Origin of the sequence: Neisseria montereyensis (genome assembly GCF_024834045.1) — a bacterium.
In the GTDB taxonomy this organism is placed as follows: Bacteria; Pseudomonadota; Gammaproteobacteria; order Burkholderiales; family Neisseriaceae; genus Neisseria; species Neisseria montereyensis.
The window spans coordinates 323,022-340,880 of sequence record NZ_JANUXW010000003.1 but is presented as its reverse complement, the minus strand read 5'-3'; the positions used below and the strand labels follow the sequence as shown (position 1 = coordinate 340,880).

Genomic DNA, 17,859 nt, shown 5'->3' with positions numbered 1-17,859 from the left:
AAAATGGAAAAAATAGAGGCAATAAAACTCGTTGAAAAAACGCTCGAAAAATCATTTGAATATTTTTCGACTCATTCAGATTGGCAACCCATAGTTTCAACAAGAGAGCAGTTAAATTATATTTTGGATACATTACATCAAAAAAATGATGGTAGTAAATTAGATGAAATCACCATTGGATTATATGCTGTCAAAGAATTTGAAGTTGATTATAAAGATTTCGCTAATCTAATTTATGAAGTTGTTGAAATCATTGAATTAATAAAAAAGCAGAGTAAAAAAACAATCTAATTATGAAAAAAACATCCATTTATTATATTTTATTCGTGATTTTATTGTTAATTGGTATCTATGAAGTATTTACATTCGAATATGTTCATCAAAATGCGGTGGAGTTTTTACTAAGTTTTTGGGCTGTTTTACTCTTTATTATTTTGCTTTGGTCTAAAAAGGAATTTACTGGAAAGAGTTGGTTTGCTAAACAAGCCAAAAGCCAGCATCAAACACCACCATCACTTATTTTAGAAAAAGAAAATTCTTTTGAAGAAAAGCATATCTCATCCCTTCCAGATCTTAATCCAACAGAAAAAGAAGCTTATATCAAGCTAACAAAGCTATGCTGTTCTACTGAAACGCAGAATAAAGTTATTCCATTTTTACAGACGCTAAGAGATTTCCGTGACGATGAAGAATATATGACAACTTTAAACTATGTTATGGCGTTTTTAGATGAGCAGGATATTCATTTTATTATGGCTCTTGATGTGCGTTCTGGTATTGAAGATTTAATTTGGCGAGTTAAAAGTTCACTAAAAGATAATTTTTATCAATCCACTGAGCTACCAAAGGTAGATAGTTACGAAGAAGATGCCTCTGTATCTTATGATAATGTATTTGAAGATTTTGATAAACCATTAAGAAAACTAGGTTATCAATTAGGATTTATAGATACAAAATCTGATCAATATGTGATTTTTATTCATAAAAGTAGAGATATAAATAAAGTAGAGAAACTGATTAATAACATGGGATATAATTATCTTTCTATAAAATAAGTTGTTATTTTTAAATTATTAACAGGATTAAAATAGAAGTATCAGAAATTTATCATCAAATTGGACAAGCGATAATTGATAGTATTGAAGTAAAAGAATGGAAAAAGGCAAAGTTACACTTAGAGGTTATCGGCAGCAGTGTTGATTTTAAGGGGTTCTTAGATGAAGGTAAAAGGTTTAATGCTCCAGGTGGCTTTTCGTTAGCTCGTTCTATTTTAAAACTGCATGAAGTCACCACCGAAGGCGGAAAAAACAAATGGAATAAAGCCATTTTTATTTTAAATTCAGATTACAGTTTTAATATTGAATTTATTTGGGCTCAAGACTTGCAAGATGAAATTGAGGGGTATATAGAAAAATAATATTAAAGTAAATCAAAAAAATCCACTACTCTCGCTTATATTTTGATGGTGTTTATTAAGCGAAGCTTGTCGATTGCTAATTTATTCAATAATCAAATGCCATATAATAACGCTCTTTCTATTTTTCCTTACAAAACAAGACCTGAAAAATCATCTTTTTTCAGACGGCATATACGCCAATAGGCACAAACTTGGTTATAATCAGTAATTCCATTTTTTGTGATTCAGGAACCATATAATGAATAAAACGTTTAAGTTGGGCGCATTGGCTGCGGCTGCCGTATTGGCTCTGGCCGGATGCCAACAAAACAGCGACAGTGGTCAGGCAGCCGCTGCTGCTTCGGGCGAACAAACTGCTTCCGCCGCGGCTTCCGCACTCGGTACACCGGTGGAGCAGGCCAGCTATGCTATGGGTATGGATATCGGCCGCTCATTGAAACAAATGAAAGATCAGGGTACCGAAGTTGATTTGAAAATTTTCAACGAAGCCTTGCAAACCGTGCTTGACGGCAAAGAAACCAAGCTGAACGACCAACAGGCGCAAGAAGTGATGATGAAATTCTTGGCCGAGCAGCAACAAAAAGCCGAAGCCAAAATGGCGGAAGAAGGCAAAGCCAACTTAGAAAAAGGCCAAGCCTTTTTGAAAGAGAATGCCACCAAAGAAGGCGTGAAAACCACTGCCTCCGGTTTGCAATATAAAGTCAACAAAGAAGGTACCGGTGCAACACCTAAAGCAACCGATACGGTTACCGTTGATTATGAAGGCCGTTTGATTGACGGTACGGTGTTTGACAGCAGCAAACAGCACGGCGAGCCGGTAACTTTCGCTTTAAGCCAAGTGATTCAAGGCTGGCAGGAAGGTATTCAGTTGATGAAAGAAGGGGGCGAATACACCTTGTATATTCCTGCCGAACTGGCTTACGGCCCGGCGCAAATGGGCGATAAAATCACCCCGAACTCTACTTTGGTATTCGATGTGAAATTATTGAAAGTCGGCGCAGAGGCTAACGGCCAATAATTCTATTATTGATAATATAAAAGGCCGTCTGAAAACCGAATATTTAGGTTTTCAGACGGCCTATTCTTTAAATAGAAATAGGTTTTATAACCCCAATTCTCTCAAGAAGCGGATATCATCCGCCCAACCGGATTTCACTTTCACCCACACTTTTAAAAACACTTTACAATCAAATAGTTTTTCCATATCCAAGCGTGCTTCGGTTGAGATTTTTTTCAGCTTTTCACCGCCTTTGCCGATGACAATCGGTTTCTGATTTTCTTTATCGACCAACACGGCGATATAAATGCGGTATAGCCCGTCTTCTTCCTGAAATTGTTCTACTTCGACATTCATGGCATAAGGCAATTCTTCACCCAAATAACGGAAAAGCTTTTCGCGTACGATTTCCATCGCCAAAAAGCGGCCGGATTTATCCGTAATCATATCGTCGGGATACATCGGTACGCTTTCGGGTAGGAACGGTTTTAGTTTTTCCAGCAGGTTGGCAATCCGCAAACCATGCTTGGCGCTAACGACTTCCTCTCCGGCAAAATCAAATTCGCTGCGTACCGATTCGATAAAATTGCTCAACACCAATTTGTCTTTGGCTTTTTCTTTATCGATTTTGTTCACCACCAGCAATACGGGGATATGCTTGGGCAGTTGTTTCATAACGGTACGGTCGGCTTCGGTAAACCTTAGTGCTTCGACCACGAATATCACCACATCCACGCCGCTCATCGCTTCGGTTACATTGAGGTTTAAGCGGTCGTTAAGGGCGTTGCGGTGGTCGGTTTGGAAACCGGGCGTGTCGACAAAAACGAATTGCGCGGTGTCGTCGGTATAAATGCCGGTAACCTTGTGGCGGGTGGTTTGCGCTTTTTTGCTGGTAATGCTGATTTTTTGGCCGATAAGATGGTTCATCAGCGTGGATTTGCCCACATTCGGCCGGCCGACAATGGCGGCAAAACCGCAACGGTAGCCGTTGGGTGAGTCGGTGGCATCTAGGAAGTTTTCGATATTCATATTGTGCATTCTGTCGGATAGATTCAGACGGCCGTCTGAAAAAGGATGATTAGTTTTTTGGCTTGTCGGCAGCCAATTTGGCCTGCAACCATGCTAAGGCTTCTTTGGCGGCGGCTTGTTCGGCAGCGCGACGGCTGTTGGCTCTGGCGCGGGTAATGTGGCCGAGCTCGCCCAAGTCGCAGGCCATTAAGAATTCGGCTTCGCTGCCTTCGCCGCGTTGGTCTTCGATGCGGTATTTCGGCAAGGCCATACGGTGTGCCTGCAAGGTTTCCTGTAATAGGGTTTTGGCATCTTTGTTTAATTCGGTGGTATCGGCCGAAGCGACCCGGTCGGCAAACAGTTTTTGGATGGTTTTTTCGGCGGCGGCAAAATCAGCATCGAAACTAATGGCTGCAAAGATGGCTTCCATCGCGTCGGCAAGAATGGAAGGGCGACGGAATCCGCCGCTTTTCAGTTCGCCTTGGCCGAGAAAAAGCGCGTTGCCCAAATCCAGTTTGGTGGCAATATCGGCCAATGTGTTTTGGTTGACCAAATTGGCACGCATTCGCGATAAGCGGCCTTCGGGCAGCTTGGGGTAGTGGTCGAACAGCATACGGGCGATGGTATAGTTGAGGATGGAATCGCCGATAAATTCCAAGCGTTCGTTATTGTAGGCGGAATAGCTGCGGTGGGTGAGGGCGCGTTCGAGTAGGGTGGAATCGCTAAAGGTGTAGCCGATTGCTTTTTGGATGTGTCGGAAGGCTTGTTGTTTCTGCGGGTTGGGTTTCATGAAAGTTTTCTGGCGTGGTTAAGCCCGAATCTTCTTCGATACTTGGTGTTCAAATGCCGAAAAGGATTAAGACTGGTTATGGTAATAAATATTATAGGCCGTCTGAAAAAAGTTCAGACGGCCTATATTGTACCTTATTTCAGGTGTTTAACGGTTATTTGCCTAAAGCGGCCAATACTTCGTTTTTCACGGCATCTACGGCTTGCGTACCGTCTACTTTAATGTATTTCGGAGCGTGTTCGCCGGTGAGTTTGCTGTAAAAACCGATTAATACGGCGGTTTGGTCGTGATAAACCTGCAAGCGTTTTTTGACGGTTTCTTCTTTGTCGTCGTCACGTTGCACCAAATCTTCGCCGGTTTGGTCGTCTTTACCTTCCGTTTTGGGCGGATTGTAGGTAACGTGATAAGTTCTGCCGGAAGCAAGGTGGACGCGGCGGCCGCTCATGCGGTCGACAATCACTTCGTCGGGCACGTCGATTTCAACCACGGCATCCAAATCAACGCCGGCTTCAACCATGGCTTCGGCTTGCGCCAGAGTGCGCGGGAAGCCGTCAAACAGGAAACCGTTGCGGCAATCGTCTTGGGCGATGCGCTCTTTGACCATGCCGATAATGATGTCGTCGCGTACCAAGCCGCCTTCGTCAATGATTTTTTTGGCTTCCAAACCCAAAGGGGTACCGGCTTTGATGGCTGCACGCAACATATCGCCGGTGGAAATTTGGGGAATGCCGAAAGCGGCTGTAATAAATTGAGCCTGTGTGCCTTTGCCTGCACCCGGTGCGCCGAGCAGTAAAACTTTCATGCTGTGTTCCTTAACGGTAGTTTGTGGATGGAGAAGTAAGATTCTTTAAAGGCCTATTATCTTAATATGGTTAATCGCCGATGAAAAGGTTTCAAGCGGTTTTAAGCGGATTTTCCGGCTAATTTTTTATTTATGGCTTGCAATCATTATGAAGGCCGTCTGAAAGATTCAGACGGCCTCGGTGTAGATAATTTATTTGCTGTGTAGAAAACGGGCGGCTTCTTCCCGATTGCCTTCGATAATAAGGGGCAGCCCTTGTAATGATTTGGCGATGGCATCCTCAATAGCCTGTCTATCTTCCTTGCTGGGTTTGTTTAATACATAGCCGATTACCAGATTACGGTCGCCGGGGTGGTCGATACCCAAGCGCAGGCGGTAGAAGTCGGGGGTACCGAGTCGGGCTTGGATGTCTTTCAAACCGTTGTGGCCGCCGTTGCCGCCGCCGAGTTTGAAGCGGATACGGCCGCAGGGGATATCCAGTTCATCGTGAACCACTAAAATTTCTTCGGGTTTGATTTTGTAAAACAAGGCCAACGCGGCGACCGACTGACCGGAGCGGTTCATAAAGGTATTGGGTTTGAGCAGCCAAATATAGCCTTCGGGGCGGGCAACCCGTGCCGCTTCCCCGAAAAACTTTTTCTCGTCTTTGAGCGTGGCTTTCCATGCCCATGCCAGTTCGTCGATAAACCAAAAACCGGCATTGTGGCGGGTATCTTTATATTCCGGCCCGGGATTGCCGAGACCGACGATTAATTTAATGGCCATAGTTTTGTTGTACTTTCAATATACGGTATGGAGGCCGTCTGAATATATTATTTCAGACGGCCCTTGTTTTGTTTTTCCTGCACCCGGCGGCGGCGGGCTTCTTTGGGGTCGATAAGCAGCGGGCGGTAAACTTCGATACGGTCTTTATCGCGCAAAACGGTATCGTCTTTCACTTGTTTGCCGAATATCCCTAAAGGCGCATGATGAACATCGGCATCGGGAAATTCTTCGGCAATGCGGCTGCGGATAACGGCTTCGCGTGCGGTAGTGCCTTCTTCAACCTGCATTTGTTGCAATAATTGCTTGTCCGCCGTGCCGTAGGCGATTTCGATATTAACCATAACGGCGGTCGGCTTCCTTAACAAACGCATCGACCAGCGTGCTGGAAAGATGTCCGAATACCGGTGAAATCAAAGTTGCCAGCAGGCCGCTGGAAAAATCATATTGCAGTTTGAATTCGATTTTGCAGGCATCGTCGCCCAAAGGGATAAACTTCCATGTGCCTTGCAGGGTTTTGAACGGGCCGTCGAGCAGATCCATACGGATTTCGCGGCCGGGAACATTGTGATTGTGGGTGGCAAACGATTGCTGCACCCGCATATAGTCCATAAATAGGCGGGCTTTCAGTTCGTTGCCGTTGCGTTCAATCACTTCGGTTTTGCTGTACCACGGCAGAAATTGCGGATAGTCTTCCACTTTATCGACCAATTCGAACATTTGTTCGGCGCTATGCAGCACCAAGACGTTTTTTTCAACAGTTTTCATAGGGTTTTCTTGCCTGTGGTAAGCAGTAAAAAGGGGATATTATAAACAAAACGGATATTTTTGTCGGCAGGCGGCGTATTTAGAGTTAATGGGCCGTCTGAAAAAAACGGAATAATTGCCATAACGCCCATGCGGCAACCATGAGGCCGGCGATTAACCTGACCGGCCTGCGTTGCAGCAGGCTTTTTAATTGTGCGGCGAAAAAGCCCATAGCCAATAGGTTGGGCAGTGTGCCTAAGGCAAAAGCCAGCATATACAAACTGCCGCGCCATGCGCTGCCGCTGCCCAAGGCATAAAGTGAAGCGCTGTATACCAAACCGCACGGCAGCCAACCCCACAACATGCCGACGCCGAAACAGGCGGGGATGCTGCGTATCGGCAGCAGTTTGTTTAATAAAGGGTTGAGTTTTTTCCATATCGGTCGGCCGACGGTTTCTACTTTTACCGCCCATGCCGACAAGCCGGCCAGATAAAGCCCGATAAGCAGCAATAAAAGATTGGCGGCGACAAACAAGCCGTTTTGCAGCCAACGGGTTTGGTCTAAAGAAATACCGATTTGTCCCAACAGGCCGACTAAAAAACCAATGAGAACATAACTGCTGATGCGGCCGCTATTCAATAATAAAATCAGCCAGAAACGGTTGATATGCGGCGGGAGTTGCAGGGCAAACGCGCTGCTCAAGCCGCCGCACATGCCGACACAATGGCCGCCGCCGAAAAAGCCGATTAAAAACAAAGTAAAAAAAGTAATATCGCTGCTCATGGCCGTCGCATAGGGGAAAAACCGCGTGCATTGTAACATTTGCACGAATCGGGGCGGGCGGTTGTTTGCAATAAAAACCGATACGGAATGGTTTGTGTTAAAAAAATCGTGAATTTAATTGAAATCTATACCGTAACGATAATATTCAGACGGCCTGATTTTATGTAGGGGCGGATTATATATCCGCCCGCCCCAGCCTTGCTATAAGGTATGACCATATAAAAAACTTGGTCACAACCCGACAAACGGGCGGATATATAATCCGCCCCTACATATATTGACAGTTTGCACCGATTTTCCCTGTTTAAACCGCAGCTTGCTGTATAATAACCGCCGATATGCTTTCCCCTGTCGCCAAAAGCAGCGGTAGACTTGTTTTCACACGTTGCGGCGGCATATTGTGTGTTGTCTTAAAAAATACGAGAATGAATCATGAATACACAAACCTTAGACGTTACCGGATTAAAATGTCCTTTACCGATTTTGCGTGCCAAAAAAGCATTAGCGCAAATGGATGCCGATGAATTGTTGACCGTGCTGGCAACCGATCACGGCGCGCCGGATGATTTTGCCGCTTTCTGCCGCCAAACCGGCCATGTTTTGCTGGAATCTTCCGAAGCCGACGGGGTGTTTAAATTGGTGGTGCGCCATAAATAAAAGGCCGTCTGAAATGTTGAAAACTTTGTTGTTGCCAATTGCCGTATTTTCTTTGGCATCTTGTAGCCAAGAAGTTAAGCCCGAACAATCGGCCGCTTACGCAACGGAAGCCGTTAAACTATTTGAACAGGCTTGCGTGCAAACCGGCGGTGGTGCTGCTGCGGTTGGCGAATGGGCGGGGCAACAACCGTTTCAAAAGATGACGGCGGAAGATATTAAAAACCTGCCGCCGGGGATGATGGAATTAGACGCCCAATCGGTTTGGCAAACAGAGCGACAGGGTGCGGTTTTTTATCTAAGTACCACTTCCGATTCTTGCAATGTCAAAACTGCCAAGGCAGACGGAACGGTTGTCGAAAAAGCGTTTGACCGTATCGCATTGGCAGGGCGGCCGGGTATAGAACCGCGTTTGGAGGAAAAAAGCTTTGTTTCTTCGCCGTTTCCGTTTACCCGCATCGCCTATATTTGGCATGAAACCGACAGTGGTGGTGATATAAGGCTGACGGCGAATATGTCGTCTTCGGAACAGTTGCCGGCACAATTGGCACTCTCGTTTATCCGCCCGCCGGCCAATATACCTGCCGTTAACGGTGAATAATGAAATAGGCCGTCTGAATCACCCGCATGGCCGGGTAAACGTTTTCAGACGGCCTTAAACTTAAAAGCACATAAAATATAATAAAGGAATATTATGCAAACCCTGACCATTATCCAGCCCGACGATATGCACCTGCATTTACGCGACGGCGACGCACTGAAAGCCGTATTGCCGTTTACCGCAAGGCAGATGGGGCGCGCCGTGATTATGCCCAATTTGAAACCGCCGGTGGTCAGCGTGGCCGATGCAATGGCCTATAAAGCACGCATTATGGATGCCTTGCCGCCGAACAGCACATTTGAGCCGTTGATGACGCTGTATCTAACCGATAAATCCACGCCCGAATTGGTGCGGGAAGCGAAAGCCGCAGGCATTGTGGCGTTCAAACTGTATCCGGCCGGGGCAACCACCAATTCCGATTCCGGTGTAACCGATTTGTTTAAACTGATTCCGGTTTTGCAGGAAATGGCCAAGCAGGGCGTTTTATTTTTGGTGCACGGCGAAGTTACCGATCCGGAAGTGGATATTTTCGACCGCGAAGCCGTGTTTATCGAACGGGTGATGAAACCCGTTTTACAGCAGGTGCCCGATTTGAAAGTGGTGTTCGAACACATTACTACCGCCGATGCCGCCCGTTTGGTGATGGAAGCAGGCGACAATGTCGCCGCCAGCGTTACCCCGCAGCATTTGCTGTTGAACCGCAATGATTTATTGGTCGGCGGCGTGCGCCCGCACCGTTATTGCCTGCCGGTGTTGAAGCGTGAAAGCCACCGTAAGGCATTGGTTGAAGCGGTTACCGGCGATTATGCCCATAAGTTTTTCTTAGGTACCGACAGCGCCCCGCATGCCCGCTCGCTGAAAGAAAATGCATGTGGTTGCGCCGGTATGTTCAGTGCGGCAACCGCGATTGAGCTTTATGCGGAAGTGTTTGACAAAGCAGGCGCTTTGGATAAATTGGAAGCCTTCGCTTCAAAAAACGGCGCCCGTTTCTACGGCCTGCCTGAAAACCCGCGCAGTATCACTTTAATCAAACAACCTTGTCCGGTAGAAGAAGCCATTCCTTTCGGCGACGGCGAAGTATTGGTTCCGATGCGCGGCGGCGAACAGGTGGCTTGGACGGTTCAATATTGATTGTTTGAGCTGAATAGTAGTAACGGCCGTCTGAAAGGTTTCAGACGGCCTGATATTTTGTGAGGGTGTTTTGTATATGATGAGGAATATCAGGTAGGATAGGGCAGAGAAAATAATATAAAACAAGGATTTTGGTATGAAAATGACGGATCAAAGTAAAAAAGATATTCCGATTGAGTTGCACTTAGGTTCGGAAGAATTGATTATTCATCAACGCTATGAAACGCTGAGTATCGCCAATGATTTATTAATCGGTATCTGGTTTTTAGTGGGTAGTGTTTTGTTTCTCTATCCTTCCCAAGTTAAGTTGGGAACATATTTGTTTATTATCGGCAGCGTTGAAATGCTGATTCGGCCGGCTATTCGCTTTTGCCGTCGGGTTCATTTGCAGCGCTATCATGCCGATAAACATATTATGCCGGATACCGATTTTTAACGGCAAACCATAATCCATAACAAAGGCCGTCTGAAAACCAATTCAGACGGCCTTTATTGTTTGTTTATCTCGGCAACCCTTTGAGTAAAGCTTTGTCTGCCCGTTTCACGGCAAGGCGTTCTTTCCATGCCATATAACGCTGCCGGTAACGTGCTTTCATCATATTATCGAATTGGCGTTGAACGGTGAGATTCCAGACGCTTTGCGCTTTCACCGCCCAGCTTTCGTCCCATGCGCGTAATGAAAGGGAAAACGAGCCGTCGAGGTATTTCATCCAGTGCCACCAGCCGGTCGGCATAAATAAGGTGTCGCCGTACTCCAAAAAGCATTCGATGCCTTCGACGCCGTCTAAGGCCGGAAAGCGTTGTGTGTCGGGGTTTTCGACACTGTAATCTTCAAGTGCGTAGGTGGCATAGGGGATGCGGTAGAGGCGTTCTTTCCATTTGTAATCAAACAAAATAATGTGTTTGCGTCCGAAATGGGTGTGGAAAATATGCGCCATATCAATATCGTAGTGCAAAAAGGTTTCCGAGCCGATGCCGCCGAAAAACATGGTCGGATATTTGTCTAAAAAGCCGCCCATTAAATCTTGCGGGAAAATATAATCTTGCAACAGCGATGGCGCGTGTTTAATCGGGTCGAAGAGGAAGATGCGTAGGTCGGTCGGTTCTCTTTGGATTAAATCGATATAATCGCCGAATTTCATTTCGGTACTGGCCGCATTGATTGGCGCGGCAGGGTCGGCTTTGCTGCTGTCGTATAAAGGAACGACAATGTCGCCGATGGCTTCTTTCATATAGTCTAACGACCATTTTTCATAAGCCGGCCATTTTTTTGCCATATTGCGAATCACCACGGGCTTGCGTGGCTTGAGGTAATAGCGGTGAAAGTCTTCACGGCTAATGTCGTCGACAATGTCGATAGGGGTGAGTTTGAAGCCCATGGTTAATAAATGCATAAAGTAAGATATGAAATGAGAATTTTAGTAAAATTCAGCGTGTACGGAAACCATTTTTATCAAAATTATCAGAAGCCGTTTAAATGAATACAGGCCGTCTGAAATTGTTAAGACATTTTGTTGGATTATTGCCATTCAATGACGCGGTAAGCCGCAGGAATAAATTCGTTTATCCGTAATTTGTCGTCCGTTATTCCGAAAAAGCTGCCGATTGCCCTGAAAACTGTTCTTTAAAACGGCGAAACAGGCTAAAATAGACACTTTGCAAAAATCAACTGGGCTGCTTTTATTCATGTTTTGGATATTTTTACTGATTGTATTGCTATGCGCGATTGTCGGTGTCTTATGGATGCGTCACCGTCAGGAGAAGGAATGGCTGCGCGAACTGACCTATCTGAGCCGTCACGAAGCCGATGAAGGGGAAGAACAACCGCCGCACGATGCCCCACAGCCGAAAATGCTGCGCGGCGTGGATCCGAACCTGAAAAATACCCGTCAACATTATCGTGCGGCCGAAGAAGCGAAAGCGGTTTATGATCAAACCGTAGAAAAATTCCGCGCCCTGTCGCCCAAACACAGCCGTAAACTGGAAGCGACATTAGGCGGCAAACGTAAAGAACAGCAAGAAGACGATTTTAACGAGCTGCCTATTTTTGCAGCCGCACCTAAAGAAGAAACCGCTGCCCTTGAAGAGGCGGCGGATCAAACCTTTTCCGAAGTCGGAATGGCTGAAGAGACTGCCGAAAATATTGCTGCCAATACGGACAACAGCCCTCAGCCTGTTTTACCGGATCCGGAAATCAAGCAACAAGATTCGGAATCTGCCGCAAGCGATAATCATCAGGAGCAGGAAGCAGACGCTTCTTTTGCCGAAGAAAAAGGCGAAGTGCCGCTATTCGGTGCCGTTTTAACGGCGGAAGAAGAGCATAAGGAGGAGCCTGTTGCCAAGCGTACGGTTACCGGCAAGGCCATTGCCCCTGCGCCCTATGTGGCTTTTGATGAAGAAGAATACCGCACGGCCAAGCCTGTTGATGCTTCTTTGCCGGTGATTACCTTGGAAGAAGCAACCCGCACCCTGCACGAAACCCAGTTATCCGAATGGCAAGAGAAAGAAACCAATCCTCAGGCCGTGCGTGCTTTTTCCCATCCTTCGCCGGATATGGAAGTGGTTGAGTTAAACTGGCAATTCAAACCCGCCTTGCAAGAGGTTGAGCCGCCCGCCCCTGTACGACAATTGAAAACCATTGAATTGGACGACCCTGCGGTTATCCGCACCCGTGAGCGGGTATTGTCGGAGGTGCGTCAGCTTACCTACGGTTCACCCCGCACCGAAATGGTCGAATCGGTCGAGCAGGCGTTGGATAATCCCGAAATCATCGGTGAAGAGGATATCCGTTCCAATCTGTTGCGCCAACGTTTGGCGCGCCGCCGCCAAGTATCGGCACAAGAGCCGGTTCAAAGCGTGCAGCCAAAGATTATTCCTGAGGGCGAAGTTTTTGCCAATCTAGCCAAAACCGATTCGCCTGTAAACCGCCAGCGTATCCGCCGGATTAATACGGCCATGCGCGAAAGTGTAATTCCCGAAGCGGCGAGGGTGGGGCAAAGCCATTCCGCCCAACTTCAGCCGGTGAAACCTGTCGCTACCGCCGCAACCACGGCAGCTGCGCCTATTTATTCAAGATTCACGCCTTATTCGGCAGTTCCCGAAGCCGCGCCTATTATCAGCGAACCGCCGCCCGTGCCGGAAGTGGAACGGCAGGTTATCGATATACCGCCGCCGCCTTCTTTTCACGATGTACAAACGGAAACCATCAGACCCTCACGAGCGTTAAACCGCCGCATGGAACAGCAGGCCAATGCCCATATTAGTTCGCAACCGAATTGGAGCATTACCGACCGCCTGTTGCAAGAGTCGGATTCCGAACAGGAGGGCGACCATTTTCAGACGGCCTCAAACCATACCGATGAAGTAACCGCCGCCGTATTCGAACATCCTAACCAATCGGTTGTGCAAACCGCCATGCAGGCAGCGGTAGCGATGCCGTCTGAAACCGCGGCCGTGCAAACGCATCATAATATTACTAAGCCGTCGGGTGAAAACACCTTGCCAACGGTGGCTTTACTTCAGCCGCCGCAGTTTGACCCTACCGCCACCCAAACCGAAGAAGCACTACTTGAAAACAGTATTACCATTGAAGAAAAACTGGCTGAGTTTAAAGTTAAAGTCAAAGTGATGGATGCTTATGCCGGCCCGGTGATTACCCGTTATGAAATCGAGCCGGATGTGGGTGTGCGCGGCAATGCCGTAATCAATCTCGAAAAAGATTTGGCGCGCTCTTTAGGTGTGGCCTCTATCCGCGTGGTCGAAACCATTCCGGGCAAAACCTATATGGGCTTGGAATTGCCCAATCCGAAACGGCAAATGATACGCCTGAGTGAAATTTTCAATTCGCCGGCGTTTCAGGAATCGAAATCCAAACTTACCCTTGCGCTCGGGCAGGATATCAGCGGCGAACCGGTGGTTACCGATTTGGGCAAAGCACCGCACTTATTGGTAGCGGGGACCACCGGATCGGGTAAATCAGTGGGTGTGAATGCGATGATTTTATCGATGCTGTTTAAAGCAACGCCCGAAGAAGTGCGCATGATTATGATTGATCCGAAGATGTTGGAATTGTCTATTTACGAAGGCATTCCGCACTTGCTTGCGCCCGTGGTTACCGATATGAAACTGGCCGCCAATGCGCTGACTTGGTGCGTGAACGAAATGGAAAAACGCTACCGTCTTATGAGTCATTTGGGCGTGCGTAATCTGGCCGGATTCAATCAAAAAATAGCCGAAGCCGCCGCACACGGTAAAAAATTAACCAACCCGTTCAGCCTCAATCCTGAAGACCCCGAACCTTTGGAAAAACTGCCCTTTATTGTGGTGGTGGTGGATGAGTTTGCCGATTTGATGATGACGGCCGGTAAGAAAATCGAAGAGCTTATCGCAAGATTGGCGCAAAAAGCCCGTGCCGCCGGTATTCATTTGATTTTGGCTACCCAGCGCCCGAGTGTGGATGTGATTACCGGATTGATTAAAGCCAATATTCCGACCCGTATTGCTTTCCAAGTATCGAGCAAGGTCGATAGCCGCACGATTTTGGATCAGATGGGGGCGGAAAACCTGCTTGGACAGGGTGATATGCTGTTTCTGCCGCCGGGCACCGGCTATCCGAAACGCGTTCACGGCGCTTTTGTGGCGGACGACGAAGTACACCATGTGGTCGAATACCTCAAACAGTTTGGCGAGCCGAATTATATCGACGATATCCTGACTGCGGGCGTGGGCAGTGATGATATATTCAGCAATGCCAACGGCCAACGCAACGGCGACGAAGAGCAAGACCCGATGTATGATGATGCGGTTGCTTGCGTGATTAAAAACCGTAAAGCAACCATTTCATCCGTACAGCGTTATCTGCGCGTCGGCTACAACCGTGCCGCCCGTTTGATTGATCAAATGGAAGCAGACGGCATTGTTTCCGCGCCCGAAGCCAACGGTAACCGAACCGTATTGGCACAAAGTAGTGAACATTTAGATTAATACCGCTAAAAGAAGTGATAATGTAAAATAATAAAACCGATACCGTTTTCAGACGGCCTTATTTAGTCTTATTTATGTAGGCCGTCTGAAACAAAATATTAATTGAATAGAAAAATAATCTCATACATTATGGAACGTCAGACACCGAAAAATCTACCGGCATCTTTTTTTCGCCGCCGCTTATTATTGGCCGGAAGTGCGGCATTACTCAGCCCGAAGCTACTCTATGCAGGCGCCCAGCGCGAAGAAACTTTATCCGATGATGTGGCCTCGGTAATGCGCGGTGCCGTGAACAATGTTAACCCGCCGCGTTTGGTTTTTGATAACCCCGCCGAAGGCGAACGTTGGCTGCGTGAGATGTCGGCACGTTTGGCGCATTATGTGCCGGACGCAGGGCAGAGGGAGCGGCTGTTAATCAATATTCACTATGAAGCCAGCCGCGCCGGATTGAATGCACAAGTGATATTGGGGCTGATAGAAGTGGAAAGCGCATTCCGCCAATATGCCATTAGTAAAGTCGGTGCGCGCGGTTTGATGCAGGTGATGCCGTTTTGGAAAAATTATATTGGGAAATCCGATCATAATTTATTTGATATCCGCACCAACCTGCGTTACGGTTGCACTATTCTGAGACATTACAATAATGTTGAAAACGGCAATTTAGTACGCGCTTTGGCACGCTTCAACGGCAGCTTGGGCAGCAATAAATATCCGAACGCCGTACTCGGTGCATGGCGCAATCATTGGCGTTGGGGCTAGTTTAATCAAATATTTGTTTTAAAACAAATATTTAATAATCTGCTTTCTTTAATCTAATCAAACCGTTTCAGACGGCCTTAAAGCTATTTATAGGCCGTCTGAAAAGATACGACAGGCGAAATATGGCAAGAGAAAACCGTACACAAATGTTTCCGCTCGAATGGCGTGCCAGTAGCTCGTTGGCGGGTGTTTATGCCTTGCGTATGTTGGGCATGTTTCTGGTGCTGCCTGTTTTGGCACTCTATGCCGCCACCTTACCCGGTGCCGACAATAATAAAGCCTTGGTCGGCTTGGCCATGGGTATGTATGGTTTAACGCAAGCCTGTTTGCAATTGCCTTTGGGCATGGCTTCCGATAGATTCGGACGCAAGAAAGTGATTTATGTCGGGCTGATTGTTTTTGCCGCCGGTAGCTTTATCGCAGCATCCGCCGATTCGCTTGAAATACTGGTTGTAGGCCGTGCCATACAGGGGGCAGGGGCGATAAGTGCCGCGGTTACCGCATTATTGGCCGACCTAACGCGCGATGAAGTGCGTACCCGTGCCATGGCCATGATTGGCTTGAGTATCGGCCTAACCTTTTCCGTGAGCTTGGTATTGGCGCCGGTATTGGCCGGCTGGATCGGCGTACCCGGTTTGTTTGTGTTAACCGGAATCCTCACCCTTATCAGCATCGCGGTAGTGGCATGGATGACGCCGAATCCCGAAACATCCAAACTGCATGAAGATATGGAAGCGCAGCCTTCCAGAATCAGCGAAGTGTTAAAAAACAAACAATTATTAAGCTTGGATTTCGGCATCTTTGTTTTGCATGCCGCCCAAATGGCTTTATTTACCACCCTGCCTTTTGCCTTGGTGGAATTAGGCTTATTTAAAGAGCAGCATTGGAAAATCTATCTGCCCACCACCATTATCGGCCTTGTGGTGATGGTGCCGCTGATTATTATTGGCGAAACACGCAATAAACTGAAACAAGTATTTATCGGCGGCATTGCCTGTATTGCCGTCGCCCCCATCGGCCTGTTTTTCAGCCTGCATTCGGTATGGCTGATTACCTTGTTATTGGTGGTTTATTTTATCGGTTTCAACGTATTGGAAGCCAGCCTGCCTTCTATGGTGTCGAAAATCTCACCGCCCGATTTAAAAGGCACCGCTATGGGTGTATACAATACCTTGCAATCGGTCGGCTTGTTTACCGGCGGCGCCGTCGGCGGCTTATTGTTCCAACAATACGGCTTTAACGGCGTGTTTACTTTCTGCACGGTATTAATGCTATTATGGATAATCATTGCATTTTATATGCCGGCACCGAAACCGGTAAAAAATATTGCTTTTACCATTCCCGAAAGTCAACGGAGCCATACCGAGACTTTACGCAACGAATTGTCTGCTTTGAGCGGCGTGGAATCCGTGTCGTTCAGTATGGACAAACAAACCGTTTTTATTAAAGCATTACAAAAAGGCTTTGATGCCGCAGCGGCCGAACAAATTATCTCAGGAGTAAACCATGTCATCATTAAATAAAGTTCTTTTAATCGGCAACCTTGGCCGCGACCCCGAAGTCCGCTATATGCCCAACGGCGATCCGGTATGTAATTTCAGCATCGCTACCAGCGAAGTCTGGACTGACCGCAACAGCGGCCAACGCCAAGAGCGCACCGAGTGGCACAATATCACCTTATACCGCCGCTTGGCCGAAGTTGCCGGACAGTATCTGAAAAAAGGCAGTTCCGTTTATATCGAAGGCCGTATCCAAAGCCGCAAATACACCGGCAAAGACGGCGTAGAGCGCACCGCATACGAAATTATCGGCAATGAAATGAAAATGCTCGGCTCACGCAGCGGCGGCAGTTCCGCCGAATACGACGGCGGGCAGGGCGGCTATCAGGCGCCTGCGCAGCAAAACTATCAAAGCGCACCCGCACCGCAAACCCCGCCGCCGGCCGCCCCCCGCCGCCAAGCACCGGCAGCCCCTGCCGCACCGGTGGATGATATTGATGATGATATTCCGTTTTGAATTCCATATATAAAATTATTGTAAAATAAAACCAAAATAAATACTGAGAACCCTTTTTTATAATTAAGGGTTCTCTTTTTTATATTTATATATATATATAAATTGTGTAAATTAAAATTATGTATAGACTAGAAACAACTCTTTTTACGAATGGAGAACGTTTTCCTTTGTTAAGTAATAAAGAAACTGGTATTCCTGATTTTTATTCAACCTTATGGGTTCCTAGCTGTATGCAAGATATTGTTGTTAACGCTGACAACGAGTTCGAAAAATGAATTTTATATTCGTTTACATAATTGGTCTATTACCTATCGTTTCATTTCTTAAAGAGCGTTCTGAAATACCTAATAAAAGAGGTTATTATCCTTATAAACATCGAAATGTAAGAGGGAGTTTATGAGAGTATAA

General features: G+C 47.0%; 19 protein-coding genes. 11 read left to right on the top strand and 8 right to left on the bottom strand.

Features of this window, described 5'->3' with window-relative positions:
• Positions 1–3: 3 nt before the first annotated feature.
• The 3 genes from NXS09_RS05870 to bamJ all read left to right on the top strand — a co-directional run bounded on the left by NXS09_RS05870 (position 4) and on the right by bamJ (position 2,435).
• Complete coding sequence (locus tag NXS09_RS05870; RefSeq protein ID WP_259291617.1) at positions 4–291, top strand: immunity protein Tsi6 family protein; 288 nt, start codon at positions 4–6, stop codon at positions 289–291.
• 2 nt (positions 292–293) lie between these two features.
• Entirely contained in the window at positions 294–1,055 is a 762-nt protein-coding gene (locus tag NXS09_RS05865; RefSeq protein ID WP_259291616.1) for a DUF6630 family protein, read from the top strand.
• 600 nt (positions 1,056–1,655) lie between these two features.
• Entirely contained in the window at positions 1,656–2,435 is a 780-nt protein-coding gene (gene bamJ, locus NXS09_RS05860; RefSeq protein WP_259291615.1) for a BamJ family beta-barrel-assembly machinery protein, read from the top strand.
• A gap of 84 nt (positions 2,436–2,519) precedes the next feature.
• On the opposite strand, the gene era is transcribed toward bamJ, so the two are convergent.
• From era to NXS09_RS05825, 7 genes are all read right to left on the bottom strand, one after another.
• Complete coding sequence (era, locus tag NXS09_RS05855) at positions 2,520–3,443, bottom strand: GTPase Era (RefSeq protein WP_259291614.1); 924 nt, start codon at positions 3,441–3,443, stop codon at positions 2,520–2,522.
• 49 nt (positions 3,444–3,492) lie between these two features.
• On the bottom strand, positions 3,493–4,212 hold the full coding sequence (gene rnc / locus NXS09_RS05850; RefSeq protein ID WP_259291613.1) for a ribonuclease III: 720 nt from the start codon (positions 4,210–4,212) through the stop codon (positions 3,493–3,495).
• Positions 4,213–4,366: 154 nt separating this feature from the next.
• Positions 4,367–5,014 carry an adenylate kinase gene (gene adk / locus NXS09_RS05845; RefSeq protein ID WP_259291612.1) on the bottom strand — a complete coding sequence of 216 codons (648 nt, stop codon included), beginning with the start codon at positions 5,012–5,014 and terminating at the stop codon, positions 4,367–4,369.
• Between the two features lie 192 nt (positions 5,015–5,206).
• The gene (gene pth / locus NXS09_RS05840; RefSeq protein WP_259291611.1) at positions 5,207–5,779 is read right to left on the bottom strand and encodes an aminoacyl-tRNA hydrolase; all 573 of its coding nucleotides are present in this window, start codon (positions 5,777–5,779) and stop codon (positions 5,207–5,209) included.
• Between the two features lie 47 nt (positions 5,780–5,826).
• On the bottom strand, positions 5,827–6,120 hold the full coding sequence (locus NXS09_RS05835; RefSeq protein ID WP_151051456.1) for an RnfH family protein: 294 nt from the start codon (positions 6,118–6,120) through the stop codon (positions 5,827–5,829).
• A complete protein-coding gene (locus tag NXS09_RS05830) occupies positions 6,113–6,544 on the bottom strand; it encodes a type II toxin-antitoxin system RatA family toxin (protein ID WP_259291610.1) in 432 nt (143 codons plus the stop codon). Before NXS09_RS05830 ends, NXS09_RS05835 begins: the two co-directional genes overlap by 8 nt.
• 85 nt (positions 6,545–6,629) lie before the next feature.
• The gene (locus NXS09_RS05825; protein WP_259291647.1) at positions 6,630–7,307 is read right to left on the bottom strand and encodes a sulfite exporter TauE/SafE family protein; all 678 of its coding nucleotides are present in this window, start codon (positions 7,305–7,307) and stop codon (positions 6,630–6,632) included.
• Between the two features lie 432 nt (positions 7,308–7,739).
• On the opposite strand from NXS09_RS05825, the gene NXS09_RS05820 reads away from it, so the two are divergent.
• The 4 genes from NXS09_RS05820 to NXS09_RS05805 all read left to right on the top strand — a co-directional run bounded on the left by NXS09_RS05820 (position 7,740) and on the right by NXS09_RS05805 (position 10,129).
• The gene (locus tag NXS09_RS05820; RefSeq protein ID WP_151051448.1) at positions 7,740–7,964 is read left to right on the top strand and encodes a sulfurtransferase TusA family protein; all 225 of its coding nucleotides are present in this window, start codon (positions 7,740–7,742) and stop codon (positions 7,962–7,964) included.
• 13 nt (positions 7,965–7,977) lie between these two features.
• Complete coding sequence (locus NXS09_RS05815) at positions 7,978–8,562, top strand: NMCC_0638 family (lipo)protein (RefSeq protein ID WP_259291609.1); 585 nt, start codon at positions 7,978–7,980, stop codon at positions 8,560–8,562.
• 93 nt (positions 8,563–8,655) lie between these two features.
• Positions 8,656–9,693 carry a dihydroorotase gene (gene pyrC / locus NXS09_RS05810; protein ID WP_259291608.1) on the top strand — a complete coding sequence of 346 codons (1,038 nt, stop codon included), beginning with the start codon at positions 8,656–8,658 and terminating at the stop codon, positions 9,691–9,693.
• Positions 9,694–9,829: 136 nt separating this feature from the next.
• Positions 9,830–10,129, top strand: a complete 300-nt coding sequence (locus tag NXS09_RS05805; protein ID WP_259291607.1) for a YrhK family protein — start codon at positions 9,830–9,832, stop codon at positions 10,127–10,129.
• A 64-nt stretch (positions 10,130–10,193) separates the two neighbouring features.
• Here the strand turns inward: NXS09_RS05805 and NXS09_RS05800 are convergent, their stop codons facing one another.
• The gene (locus NXS09_RS05800) at positions 10,194–11,087 is read right to left on the bottom strand and encodes a cupin-like domain-containing protein (protein ID WP_259291606.1); all 894 of its coding nucleotides are present in this window, start codon (positions 11,085–11,087) and stop codon (positions 10,194–10,196) included.
• Positions 11,088–11,379: 292 nt separating this feature from the next.
• Here NXS09_RS05800 and NXS09_RS05795 point away from each other — a divergent pair, with 292 nt between their 5' ends.
• From NXS09_RS05795 to NXS09_RS05780, 4 genes are all read left to right on the top strand, one after another.
• Positions 11,380–14,676 carry a DNA translocase FtsK gene (locus tag NXS09_RS05795; RefSeq protein ID WP_259291605.1) on the top strand — a complete coding sequence of 1,099 codons (3,297 nt, stop codon included), beginning with the start codon at positions 11,380–11,382 and terminating at the stop codon, positions 14,674–14,676.
• A gap of 129 nt (positions 14,677–14,805) precedes the next feature.
• Positions 14,806–15,435 (top strand): lytic transglycosylase domain-containing protein, encoded by a 630-nt coding sequence (locus NXS09_RS05790; protein WP_259291604.1) that lies wholly within the window; start codon positions 14,806–14,808, stop codon positions 15,433–15,435.
• A 122-nt stretch (positions 15,436–15,557) separates the two neighbouring features.
• A complete protein-coding gene (locus NXS09_RS05785; protein WP_259291603.1) occupies positions 15,558–16,958 on the top strand; it encodes an MFS transporter in 1,401 nt (466 codons plus the stop codon).
• On the top strand, positions 16,942–17,451 hold the full coding sequence (locus tag NXS09_RS05780; protein ID WP_151051591.1) for a single-stranded DNA-binding protein: 510 nt from the start codon (positions 16,942–16,944) through the stop codon (positions 17,449–17,451). The genes NXS09_RS05785 and NXS09_RS05780 overlap by 17 nt, the downstream gene beginning before the upstream one ends.
• The last annotated feature ends 408 nt before the right edge of the window (positions 17,452–17,859 follow it).

What these genes read in the sequence shown, in the direction of transcription:
- NXS09_RS05870 (WP_259291617.1), top strand. Translation starts at nt 4, where the DNA reads ATGGAAAAAATAGAGGCAATAAAACTCGTTGAAAAAACGCTCGAAAAA.
- NXS09_RS05865 (WP_259291616.1), top strand. Translation starts at nt 294, where the DNA reads ATGAAAAAAACATCCATTTATTATATTTTATTCGTGATTTTATTGTTA.
- bamJ (WP_259291615.1), top strand. Translation starts at nt 1,656, where the DNA reads ATGAATAAAACGTTTAAGTTGGGCGCATTGGCTGCGGCTGCCGTATTG.
- era (WP_259291614.1), bottom strand. Translation starts at nt 3,443, where the DNA reads ATGAATATCGAAAACTTCCTAGATGCCACCGACTCACCCAACGGCTAC.
- rnc (WP_259291613.1), bottom strand. Translation starts at nt 4,212, where the DNA reads ATGAAACCCAACCCGCAGAAACAACAAGCCTTCCGACACATCCAAAAA.
- adk (WP_259291612.1), bottom strand. Translation starts at nt 5,014, where the DNA reads ATGAAAGTTTTACTGCTCGGCGCACCGGGTGCAGGCAAAGGCACACAG.
- pth (WP_259291611.1), bottom strand. Translation starts at nt 5,779, where the DNA reads ATGGCCATTAAATTAATCGTCGGTCTCGGCAATCCCGGGCCGGAATAT.
- NXS09_RS05835 (WP_151051456.1), bottom strand. Translation starts at nt 6,120, where the DNA reads ATGGTTAATATCGAAATCGCCTACGGCACGGCGGACAAGCAATTATTG.
- NXS09_RS05830 (WP_259291610.1), bottom strand. Translation starts at nt 6,544, where the DNA reads ATGAAAACTGTTGAAAAAAACGTCTTGGTGCTGCATAGCGCCGAACAA.
- NXS09_RS05825 (WP_259291647.1), bottom strand. Translation starts at nt 7,307, where the DNA reads ATGAGCAGCGATATTACTTTTTTTACTTTGTTTTTAATCGGCTTTTTC.
- NXS09_RS05820 (WP_151051448.1), top strand. Translation starts at nt 7,740, where the DNA reads ATGAATACACAAACCTTAGACGTTACCGGATTAAAATGTCCTTTACCG.
- NXS09_RS05815 (WP_259291609.1), top strand. Translation starts at nt 7,978, where the DNA reads ATGTTGAAAACTTTGTTGTTGCCAATTGCCGTATTTTCTTTGGCATCT.
- pyrC (WP_259291608.1), top strand. Translation starts at nt 8,656, where the DNA reads ATGCAAACCCTGACCATTATCCAGCCCGACGATATGCACCTGCATTTA.
- NXS09_RS05805 (WP_259291607.1), top strand. Translation starts at nt 9,830, where the DNA reads ATGAAAATGACGGATCAAAGTAAAAAAGATATTCCGATTGAGTTGCAC.
- NXS09_RS05800 (WP_259291606.1), bottom strand. Translation starts at nt 11,087, where the DNA reads ATGCATTTATTAACCATGGGCTTCAAACTCACCCCTATCGACATTGTC.
- NXS09_RS05795 (WP_259291605.1), top strand. Translation starts at nt 11,380, where the DNA reads ATGTTTTGGATATTTTTACTGATTGTATTGCTATGCGCGATTGTCGGT.
- NXS09_RS05790 (WP_259291604.1), top strand. Translation starts at nt 14,806, where the DNA reads ATGGAACGTCAGACACCGAAAAATCTACCGGCATCTTTTTTTCGCCGC.
- NXS09_RS05785 (WP_259291603.1), top strand. Translation starts at nt 15,558, where the DNA reads ATGGCAAGAGAAAACCGTACACAAATGTTTCCGCTCGAATGGCGTGCC.
- NXS09_RS05780 (WP_151051591.1), top strand. Translation starts at nt 16,942, where the DNA reads ATGTCATCATTAAATAAAGTTCTTTTAATCGGCAACCTTGGCCGCGAC.